The sequence below is a fragment of the Kumtagia sp. genome, from assembly GCF_059502445.1.
In genome coordinates this window covers 35,687-44,857 of the sequence record NZ_JCACER010000054.1, presented here as the reverse complement: position 1 = coordinate 44,857, position 9,171 = coordinate 35,687, and the positions used below count along the sequence as shown (strand labels likewise).

The 9,171-nt window shown below is 59.4% G+C and carries 13 protein-coding genes; 9 read left to right on the top strand and 4 right to left on the bottom strand.

Annotation, left to right across the window (positions count from 1 at the left end; all coding sequences use genetic code 11):
* The 4 genes from AC5JDC_RS17145 to AC5JDC_RS17130 form a co-directional block, all read right to left on the bottom strand.
* Nucleotides 1-439 (bottom strand): hypothetical protein (locus tag AC5JDC_RS17145; RefSeq protein WP_495843014.1); only part of this gene is annotated, 439 nt, incomplete at its 3' end.
* A gap of 225 nt (nucleotides 440-664) precedes the next feature.
* Entirely contained in the window at nucleotides 665-1,801 is a 1,137-nt protein-coding gene (locus AC5JDC_RS17140; protein ID WP_495843012.1) for a hypothetical protein, read from the bottom strand.
* Nucleotides 1,801-2,112: a hypothetical protein gene (locus tag AC5JDC_RS17135; protein ID WP_495843010.1), complete on the bottom strand. Its 312-nt coding sequence runs from the start codon at nucleotides 2,110-2,112 to the stop codon at nucleotides 1,801-1,803. The genes AC5JDC_RS17140 and AC5JDC_RS17135 overlap by 1 nt, the downstream gene beginning before the upstream one ends.
* Entirely contained in the window at nucleotides 2,109-2,282 is a 174-nt protein-coding gene (locus AC5JDC_RS17130; RefSeq protein WP_495843008.1) for a hypothetical protein, read from the bottom strand. Before AC5JDC_RS17130 ends, AC5JDC_RS17135 begins: the two co-directional genes overlap by 4 nt.
* A gap of 472 nt (nucleotides 2,283-2,754) precedes the next feature.
* Here AC5JDC_RS17130 and AC5JDC_RS17125 point away from each other — a divergent pair, with 472 nt between their 5' ends.
* The 9 genes from AC5JDC_RS17125 to AC5JDC_RS17085 all read left to right on the top strand — a co-directional run bounded on the left by AC5JDC_RS17125 (nucleotide 2,755) and on the right by AC5JDC_RS17085 (nucleotide 9,156).
* Nucleotides 2,755-3,423 carry a LexA family protein gene (locus AC5JDC_RS17125; protein ID WP_495843006.1) on the top strand — a complete coding sequence of 223 codons (669 nt, stop codon included), beginning with the start codon at nucleotides 2,755-2,757 and terminating at the stop codon, nucleotides 3,421-3,423.
* Between the two features lie 86 nt (nucleotides 3,424-3,509).
* Entirely contained in the window at nucleotides 3,510-4,448 is a 939-nt protein-coding gene (locus AC5JDC_RS17120) for a phosphatase domain-containing protein (protein ID WP_495843004.1), read from the top strand.
* A 7-nt stretch (nucleotides 4,449-4,455) separates the two neighbouring features.
* Complete coding sequence (locus AC5JDC_RS17115) at nucleotides 4,456-5,700, top strand: RNA ligase (protein ID WP_495843002.1); 1,245 nt, start codon at nucleotides 4,456-4,458, stop codon at nucleotides 5,698-5,700.
* Nucleotides 5,697-5,960 carry a hypothetical protein gene (locus AC5JDC_RS17110; protein ID WP_495843000.1) on the top strand — a complete coding sequence of 88 codons (264 nt, stop codon included), beginning with the start codon at nucleotides 5,697-5,699 and terminating at the stop codon, nucleotides 5,958-5,960. Before AC5JDC_RS17115 ends, AC5JDC_RS17110 begins: the two co-directional genes overlap by 4 nt.
* On the top strand, nucleotides 5,960-6,664 hold the full coding sequence (locus tag AC5JDC_RS17105) for a hypothetical protein (RefSeq protein ID WP_495842998.1): 705 nt from the start codon (nucleotides 5,960-5,962) through the stop codon (nucleotides 6,662-6,664). Before AC5JDC_RS17110 ends, AC5JDC_RS17105 begins: the two co-directional genes overlap by 1 nt.
* Nucleotides 6,651-7,067 (top strand): hypothetical protein, encoded by a 417-nt coding sequence (locus AC5JDC_RS17100; protein ID WP_495842996.1) that lies wholly within the window; start codon nucleotides 6,651-6,653, stop codon nucleotides 7,065-7,067. The genes AC5JDC_RS17105 and AC5JDC_RS17100 overlap by 14 nt, the downstream gene beginning before the upstream one ends.
* Complete coding sequence (locus tag AC5JDC_RS17095; RefSeq protein WP_495842994.1) at nucleotides 7,060-7,605, top strand: hypothetical protein; 546 nt, start codon at nucleotides 7,060-7,062, stop codon at nucleotides 7,603-7,605. Before AC5JDC_RS17100 ends, AC5JDC_RS17095 begins: the two co-directional genes overlap by 8 nt.
* Entirely contained in the window at nucleotides 7,602-7,826 is a 225-nt protein-coding gene (locus tag AC5JDC_RS17090; RefSeq protein WP_495842992.1) for a hypothetical protein, read from the top strand. The genes AC5JDC_RS17095 and AC5JDC_RS17090 overlap by 4 nt, the downstream gene beginning before the upstream one ends.
* 175 nt (nucleotides 7,827-8,001) lie before the next feature.
* Nucleotides 8,002-9,156, top strand: coding sequence for a tyrosine-type recombinase/integrase (locus tag AC5JDC_RS17085; RefSeq protein ID WP_495842991.1), 1,155 nt, complete (start codon nucleotides 8,002-8,004; stop codon nucleotides 9,154-9,156).
* The last annotated feature ends 15 nt before the right edge of the window (nucleotides 9,157-9,171 follow it).

Here is a 9,171-nt window from a genome sequence, read left to right as displayed (position 1 = left end):
CGGCAGGCGCGCGGTCTCCTGTCGTGGCGGCAGGCGCGCGGTCTCCTGTCGTGGCTTGTGTGTCCTCCGAAGCCTTAGCGTTCTTCCAAATTTCCGCTTGGCGGTGGCGAGAAATAATGGTCATCGCATTGGCCATATTGCCGACGTACTCCACTCGACAACGCGGGGCCTTGTGTTTCTCGCTATCGATCTCGACGCATTCGGAGCGCAGGACGCCGATCACCCACCACAGTGCATCGCCGTCTTGCGACAGCAAACCCCAATTGCCGTTCCCGTCCAACAGCCCATGGAGACCGTATCCGCAAATGGCGGCGCCGTTCCAGTCGGGCGCTTCGACAATAGCACCAACTTCTGTTGGCCACTGAAAGCCGCCATACGCCTTACCGTCCTTGTCGGTAGTACGTATCATGTACGCGTCAGGCACGAATTCCTTTGACATGGAGGTCATCCTGTTTTCCGTTGTAAAAGAATGGTGCCGGTAGCAATCTCCGGCTTGCGGACGATAGGCGCGTGCCGGCGCCTAGTTTTACGCCCCACTCCCGCGTCAATTCGCGACCTTGGCTATGGTCGGTCATTCCGAAGAATGGGTTTTCCCCAGCGGCAACCTGTGGGGCCTCGTTCCGCTGATTACGTGGCTGCTACCCACGGACTATGGTTTTGGGGTCTAGGCGGCTTCCATGTAGAACGACATCCAGTGCTCAATGGCGTCTTTCGCACCCTTGAGCGTCAAGCCGGTGCCGCTGCGCAGTTCCTTAATGGCGGAAATCTTCTCACCACCAACCGCCAGCCGCTGCCATTCGTGGTCGTGCACCTTGGCCTCTTTGGCGGTCGACACCAGTTCGTACACGCCGAACTCCTGTCCGGTATTCATCTTGGCAAGCCGCGCGGCCTCGCGTTCCGCACTGGCGCGGTCAGCGTGAACATAAGGGCGCGTTGCTGGCTTCGGCTGGCCGTGTTCGATCAGGCAGACGATGGCTGGGGTGGAGGGGGCGACGAGTTCGATTTCGTGCTCATAGAAATCTTGGCCGGTCGTTGACCGGAACCGGTCGCACCACCTTGTCAGCGTAACCTGCGCGCCGATTTCAGTTGTGTGGCCAGACCCGCCGCCTTCACGGTAACCATCCTTCACAACCCTAACACGATCCCCAACCTTGAACTTTGGCTTGGTTTCACCGGTCTTGGGCGCACCATACTCGGCGCAGTCGGACGGCGGGGAGAATACGTCCGCAGTCGTCCATTCCTCGATGAGGTCGAGATTGCAGATATCACCCTTGATGAAGGAGCCGTCTTCGTTCCAGTCGTAGCCGGTGTACAGGTGTCTTGCGTCATAAAAACCGACCCAACCAGCCACCATCGGCCCCACCTTCCGGCCGTCGCGGGTCTTGTAGAACTTGCCAGCTTCGATGCGGAGCGGCGCAGCCAACTCAAGATATTCATGCGGATTGAGCAGCATCTGATCGATAACGCCGTGAGATGGGTGCTCCAGGTCGAAGTTGATGGTGCCGCTGTCGTGCACGCGGGTTACTGTGGCAAGTGCCCCAACCGGAGTGCCGACACAAAGGAGACGGGGATCAGTTACCCGCACCCTATCCCCAACCTTGAACTTGTGGGCGCTTTCCAAATCGCTTGGATTGCGCCAAATGGACCCGCCTTCCAGGTTTTGGTTATCGAGTCGAATCTTCAACGGGCGATAAGTATCGCCATCATTGACCACGATTTCACCAATGGCTCCCCGCACGCTCTCGTTGTCGTCGAATCTCTTAACTCGCACCCTATCCCCGACCTTAAACTCCGCTTCCATCACGCCGCTCCTCTTGGCTTGGCGGTTTCCAGTTTCTCTCTCTTCGTAAAGTCCACGCGCACCACGTTGCCGCCTTCCGGCTCGCGGTATTCGTCGTCTTCGATCGGCCGCAGCTCGCAGTCGTGGTACTTGGCAACCGCCAGCGAGGGTGACAGCCGCACATGCACAAGCGACCCCTCCAACCCGATGACCACTCCGAACACGTCGGTGTTCATGCGGTGCTCGACGACGTCGCCGTAGCCGAAGTACCAGTCGTCAATTTCGTTGTCTGGTTTGTTGCCGCCCGCACCGTCCTTGCGTCCGTCGCTCATTGGTCCGCTCCCGCGCCGCGCTTGAGCTCGTCGGCGCTAAAAACCTCATGCATCACCTTGCCCTTGGCTTCGAACTGCACTACATACGAGCCGTTCTTGGCGCTGGCTTCGCCGACAATGATGCCTGGTATTGTCACGCATTCCCCCAACGCGATTGGCTGCCGTTTCATTTATGCGGCTCCGTGAAGCGTAGGGATGCGCGGCAGCCGGATGGCGATCGGGTTGCTTTGGGTTGAGCAGCCGCCGTTGTTGGTGAAGTGCTTTACGATGGTGTCACTCCGCTCTTTGGCAGCAACAACAACGTCACTGGCACACTTGTAAGCCCACTGGAGACTAACCCCTAACCTGCTTGCTATTTCAGCAAACGAGACCCCATCGGCCCGCATGGCACGGGCGCGCTCTTGCACAGACATGTGTGATTTATCTCCTGATGGACGCTGTTTTCGCGTTGCCCGGTCGGGTTCAAATTCCCGATTCGTTAACTACACGCCCACATTAGGCGTTTTCGCCTAGCATGTCAACGGGGTTATGCTAAACCGCCTAGCCCGAAACATTTAGAAATCAATATTTAGGCTAAAACGCCTTGATTTCATAGGCGCTTTGGCATATATGCGGGCGGCATTGAAGCGGCGGAGTATTTGTATGCCAACGATTGCCGAGAAGATTAAAGAGTTGCGTTCCTCCCTCGGTTGGAGCACGACTCAACTCGCAAAGCATATTGGCGTGAATCAATCTACGGTTTCCAAATATGAGCTTGGCGTACAGGAACCAAAGACCGAGCCGAATCAGAAGCTTGCTGAGTTGGCTGGTATGACGCTGGGCCAATGGCTTGGCGTCGAGCCGCTGGCCGAGGATGCCAGGGCGCGAACCGTCGTCATCGTCGGCGAGCTACAGGCCGGCTATTGGCGGGAGGCGGTCGAATGGGATCATGATGCCCAATATCCGGTTTCCGTCTATCTGGATCCTGACACACCGAACTATCCCCTGCAGGGCTACATCGTCCGCGGCACGTCGATGAACAGGATTTATCCGGACGGCACGGTGGTTTTCGTCGCCTCGACGATCTCCAATGGCCTGCACCCCGAAGACGGGCAGTACGTGCTGGTGACCCGGCGGAACAAGGATGGCCTGTATGAGGCGTCGCTGAAAGAATACGTCGTCGAGCGTGACGGCACGATCAACCTCATGCCGCGCTCTTACGACCCGGAGCATCAGAAGCCGCTTGTCGTCGACGATGGCAACGCCGAAGAAGTCACCATTACTGGCGTCGTTATGGGCGCCTATCTTACGGCACCGCGACGTCGTTCGTAGCGGGGTACGGGTAGGCGGAACCGCCTTGACATTATAGGCGAAAACGCCTAGCAATGGAGTTATCCGAAAACAGGGTGACTCCTTTCATGTTTGTGGTGTTCGATCTCGACGGCACGCTGGCCGATATAAGCCATCGCACACACTTTGTTCGCGGCGCCGGCCGCGACTGGAAATCGTTCTTTGCTACCTGCGTCGACGACCTGCCGGTGCCGCATGTTGTCGCGTCGTTTAAGGCGCATCTTGCTGCTGGACATCGCGTCAGGATTTGGAGCGGCCGCAGCGATATAGTGCGCGCCGAGACTGAGCAGTGGCTGGCGTGCGAAGCCGACATCGATCCACTCCACCTCCAGCACATGCGCGCTGAGGGCGACAACACGCCTGACGTAGAGTTGAAGCGGTATTGGCTGAACCAAGAGTACGAGCGCCCCGATCTGGTCTACGATGACCGCCAGCGTGTGGTCGATATGTGGCGGGCCGAAGGCGTGCCGTGCTTTCAGGTGACGGCGAATTGGGAGGTCTCGAAGACGACAGCGCCGATTTGTAACCCTCTGCTGACGATTATGGTTGGGCCGAGTGGAGCCGGGAAGTCGGCTTGGCTTGAGAACAACGCCTCCGGCGAGGTCGTGTCGAGCGACGAGTTGCGTGCGGAGTACTGCGGCGACTTCCGCTCACAGGAACGCAACGACGACGTATTCGCGGCGCTACACCGCATTGCCAAGGCAAGGCTGGATAGCGGCCTGCCGGTAACAATTGACGCCACTAATTTGCGCCGCCGCGATCGACTGGCTTGTGTGGCTTTGGCTCCACAGGGAGCGGGCATGCGGTATGTCGTTATCGACAGGCCGCTTGAGGAGAAGTTGCGCGACGGCGGGTGGCGTAACGAAGTCAAGATTGGTGACAAAACGCTTGTTGAGGTTCACCACGAACGCATGCAGTCGGTGCTTAAGGACGTAATGGCTGGAGATGGCCTGCCGCAGGTTACGGTGGTGGATGCGCGGACGACGGAAGCGAGGATGGCGGCGTGAACCATCCATGGTGGCGACTTTTGTGGTGTCGCGTAGCGCATCGCAGAGTTCAGAGATTGCGCGGTGCCGGCGGCAAGACAATCGCATTCCGGTGCAATCCCTGTTCTCGACAGTTCTTTTGGTGAGCCGTATGACCCACTTCCATATCTCCCACATTAACGACGTCCTTCCGCACATCGAGGGCCGCAAGGACTTCGTGGTTGCCGACAAGGACGGTTACAGCGTTATCGACTACGTCTTTGCCGGCGAGGATACGTTCAAACATCCGGCGCGCGTCGAGTGCCGAGGCATCAAGTTTGCGCCGGACGGTTCGGTGCTAGCCAGGCCGCTGCACAAGTTCTTCAATGCCGGCGAGAAACCGGACACGCAGCCGGACAAGATCGATTTCAGCCAGCCGCACGTCATCATGGACAAGTTGGACGGCAGTATGATTCATCCGGCGATCGTCAATGGCGAAGTCGTGTTCATGACGCGCATGGGTCGTACGGATGTAGCGCGGAAGGCGGAGAGGCATTTGACCGATCGGCTGGCTTATATGTGCCGCCTTTTGTTGGAGGCATCGCACCCGGCTACACCTATCTTCGAGTGGACTGCTCCCGACAATCGGATCGTGGTCCGATACGAGGAATCGGCACTGACTCTTTTGGCCATTCGCCGGCACGATGACGGTTTCTACTATCCGCCATCAGTGTGCACCGATTGGGCCAAGGATATGCACCTTGGCTACGTCACCCACCACGTCCCGCGACACACCAACGCGGCTGACTTCCTCGCTTACGCGCGCTCAATTCAAGGCTCCGAGGGCTTCGTGGTACGGTTCGATAGTGGCTTGTGGGTGAAGGCCAAGGGTGACGATTACGTTCTCAAGCGCCGCGCCAAGGATTCCATTTTGCAGGAGAAGAACGTTCTTGCGCTCGTGTTGAGTGGCGAACTGGATGATGTTCTTTCGTTGTTGGACGAGCCTGACGCAAAGGCAGCGCGCGAGTATGCTGCGGCCATTGAGATGGGCCTGCACCAAACAGCACAAAACCTCGCTGCTTTTGTTGTCGCTAACGACAACCTTGCGCAGAAGGAGTTTGCAACGGTAGCAGTTCCGCGGCTTCCGGCCGAATTGAGGCCACTCGCATTTCGGGTCCGTCAGGGCAATTCGGCGCTTGCGGTGGTTCGTGAGCGGTTAGCCGCCAATACCAACAGCCAATCACAAGTCGACGCCAACCGTGCGTTGCACGGCGCAACATGGAGGATCGCATGACCGCCGCCAACTGCCCAACCATGCTCACCGCCCGCGAAGCAATCGCGGAGGGCTCGACGCCTGCTGTGTTCTTTTCAATCGCGAAGTTCAACGCAGCAATCGCGTTGCGAGAGCACAGCGACTATCATCGTGACATTGCGCGCCGCGCTCGAGAAGTTGGGCGCGAGATCGCGCGGATTACCGGAATGGATGTCGGCGGCAGGCGCTGGCGCGCGGCCAATGACAATCGCGGTCGGACGCGGAACAGGAAGGCGGCGTGATGGGCACCGAAGAGCTTGAGCGGGAACTGCGGGCCGGGCTGGAGGGCGTGACACCGGGGCCTTGGGTCCACTATTGCGCGCCCCTGCGCCACGGCATGAACGTCATCAACGAAATCCAATGCGGCGAGCGCGCGCCTGTTGTTAGTTGGTCCGGATTTGATGACAGCTTCCGATCAAAGGCGAGGCATAAGAAAAACGCCACCCACATAGCCCGCTGCTCTCCCGAGAACATCCGCGCCCTTCTCGACACCATCGCCTCGCTGCGCACCAAACTGGCCCATCTCCGTGAGATCGATTCCAGCGAACAGCCCCGGTACACCACAAAGCGGCTGCGCTATGAGATCGAAGAAGCGCGGAAGCGAGACCAGGCGGAAATCGCCTCGCTGCATGCAAAGGTGGCAGGTTTGGAGCAGCATATCCAGTTGCACGCGGGAGACGCGCAAAGTCTCAACAACGAAGTCGAGTTGTTCCGGCAGCACTGGAACGAAGCCGAAGCAGAAGCCGCCTCGCTGCGTGCAGACCTTGCCGAAGCGATGACGATGGTTAATGCGGCAACCGCGTGGTGGGAGGACAAGCGACCGCTAGATTGGGATGTGGCCAAACACATCGGATGCCCTGCGGTTAACTGCTCCGGTGTTGTGGAGGGCAATGTTGCTCGTGCTGCCGCCGAGTATTGGAGGAAGAAGACCGATGCTGACCGTTGACGCTCTTGCGCAGGAAATCCGTCGAGTTGACGGCTCTCATTCGCTTGCGGCCGGCGCGCTTGCCGAAGCACTGTTGCCCTTCATCTCCGCAGCCCTCGCCGCAGCACCACGGGAGGCGGTCGCTTGGGTCGACCCGAAAGACCTCGAATATCTGACACGGCGCAATGCCTACAACACACTCCTGTTCCGTGATGAGCAGGACGGGTATGTGCCTCTCTTCACCCACCCCGTACAGCAGGGGTGGCGGCTCGTGCCGGAAGAGCCGACAGAGGCAATGAAACGAGCAGGCGGTCTAGCCATCCTGCCCGACACCGCCTCTCTAATCGTCACAGGGAACGAGGCCGCTGACGCCTACCGCGCTATGCTTGCCGCCTCACCCAAGGAGGGCAACAGCAATGGCTGAGCGCACGTTAGCCGATGTCGTGACGACAATAGAATGTGGCGATTTCTACCGCGACTATGATCAGTCCGTGGCAGATTTGAAACTGCTGCGGGATGCCGCCTCCCTCCGCGAGCAGTTGGCGCGGGTGCAGCGTGATCTTGAAATAGCGAGCGAGGCAGTTGATCTGAACTACGGATATGCGCAGGGGCATCTAGCCCGTGCAGAGGCCGAGGTCGCGCGGATGCGGTCGGCGCTGGATTGGTACGCAAATCTCCCCAAAGGGTGGACTATCACGGCGGGCAGCCTCACCTATGGCGACTTGCATCTTTTGGGAGAAAAAGCCCGCGCCGCCCTCACCTCACCGGTTGGGGTAAGCGTGCGAGACGAAGCGCTGGAGGCTGATCCCCGGAACATCGACGCAGCGGGTCGATATCTGCGCGAGACCCTACAATCCAGCAAGAACCTTACGCCGTGGGACATCACGCCGAAGGCAACGAAGAAGAAGTGGCTAGCGTTGGCGGAAGGTGTCGCTCGCGCCCTTAAAGGGGGTGCGGGATGAGCAGGCTGACGGAGGCGCCCGCAATCGGCAGCAAGTGGCACAAGGTCAGCCCGACCGGCTTCTCTGCTGACGCCACGATTCGCGTCATGGGTGTCGTGGAAAACTACGTGGTTGCCCGACGCACAGGATGCGCGCCGTTTCTCGTCTCGTTAAGAGACTGGCCCAAACAGTTCACCCCCGCCGGCCGCGCAGTCCTCAAGGCTGGGAAGGAGGCGGGATGAAGGCGGATAATGATAACCTCGAGCGCGTCTACACGCTCGACGAGGCGGCCGAGGCGATGCGTATGACGCCGCGCGGAATTGCCAAGGAGGGCAAGCGACACGGCCTGTGTATGGTTTCCGGCCGCAAGATTCTATTTACTGCCGGCCAACTGGCGCAACTACGTGAGGCATTGGTATGGGACTCAAACTCCTCAAGCGCGGCAAGACCTGGTACATCCGCGGCACGGTACGCGGCAACAGCGTCTTCCAAACTACGGGAACTCGCGATAAGTCGCTCGCGGAAGCCATCCGTATCAAAACTGAAAAACGCCTCCTAGACGAGAGCGTCTACGGTAAAGCGTCGGTTGTCACGTTCCGCCAGGCCGTCGAGGATTATGCCGCAGCTGGCGGCTCTTTGCGTTTCCTTCTGGACGTCAAGGCGGATGGTTCGGAGGGCGGATTGGTGCCGCACTTCAATGAGACGCTGCTGTCGACGATCGGCCAAGTCGAATTGGACAAGGCAGCGCGCGATTTGCATCCTGCGGCGCAGCCCGAAACCCTCAACCGGCAGGTTTATACTCCCTTCATCGCCGTGTGGAACCACGCCTTTGCCGACGAGCCTAACATGGCGCGCAAGTGGAAGCGTCCGCGCAAGCCGAAGGGCACGAATGTCGTACGCCTGACGAAACGCCGCGCAGGCACGTTCCCTGTCGAGTATGAGCACGCCGCAAAGTTCGTTGCCGCGATGTCGCCCGCGCCGGCCATGATCATGACTGCGCTGTTCTACACAGGCATGCGGCCAATCGAACTATTTGCGCTCCTGGCCGACGAAGTGAATGTCAAGGGACGATGGATTACGCTCGAGAAGTCCAAGACCGGCGAGCCGCGCGGCATACCGATGCATGAATTTCTTGTGCCGCTGTTCGAGTCGCTGCTAAAGCGCAATGCGCTTGCTGAGGACGGTCGATTGTTCCGGGCACCACGCGGCGAGCCGTATCCGCCCGTCGAGGGCGGCGGCGGCGGGCTGAAGACAGCCATACAGGGCGCTCGCCGCAGAAGTGGAATTAAGGACGTGGCGCCCTACACCGGCCGCCACACGGCCTCGACGGGCCTGGTGATTGCCGGTGTTCACCCTCACATCAAGGATCAGATCCTCGGTCACGCCGCGGACGACATGTCCCGCCACTACACCAACGTGCCGCAGGCGCCACTCATCGAGGCGATCAACAAACTGCCGGTGCCGGCTGTCTGGCGGGCACTGCCTTGGTGGCAGGATCCGCTGGCGTGGTCGGGTAAGTTGGCGGAAGGGACCGGAAGACGGACGGATTTGGAGAAAAAGAACGCTAGTTGAACGCAGCGCCAAAAT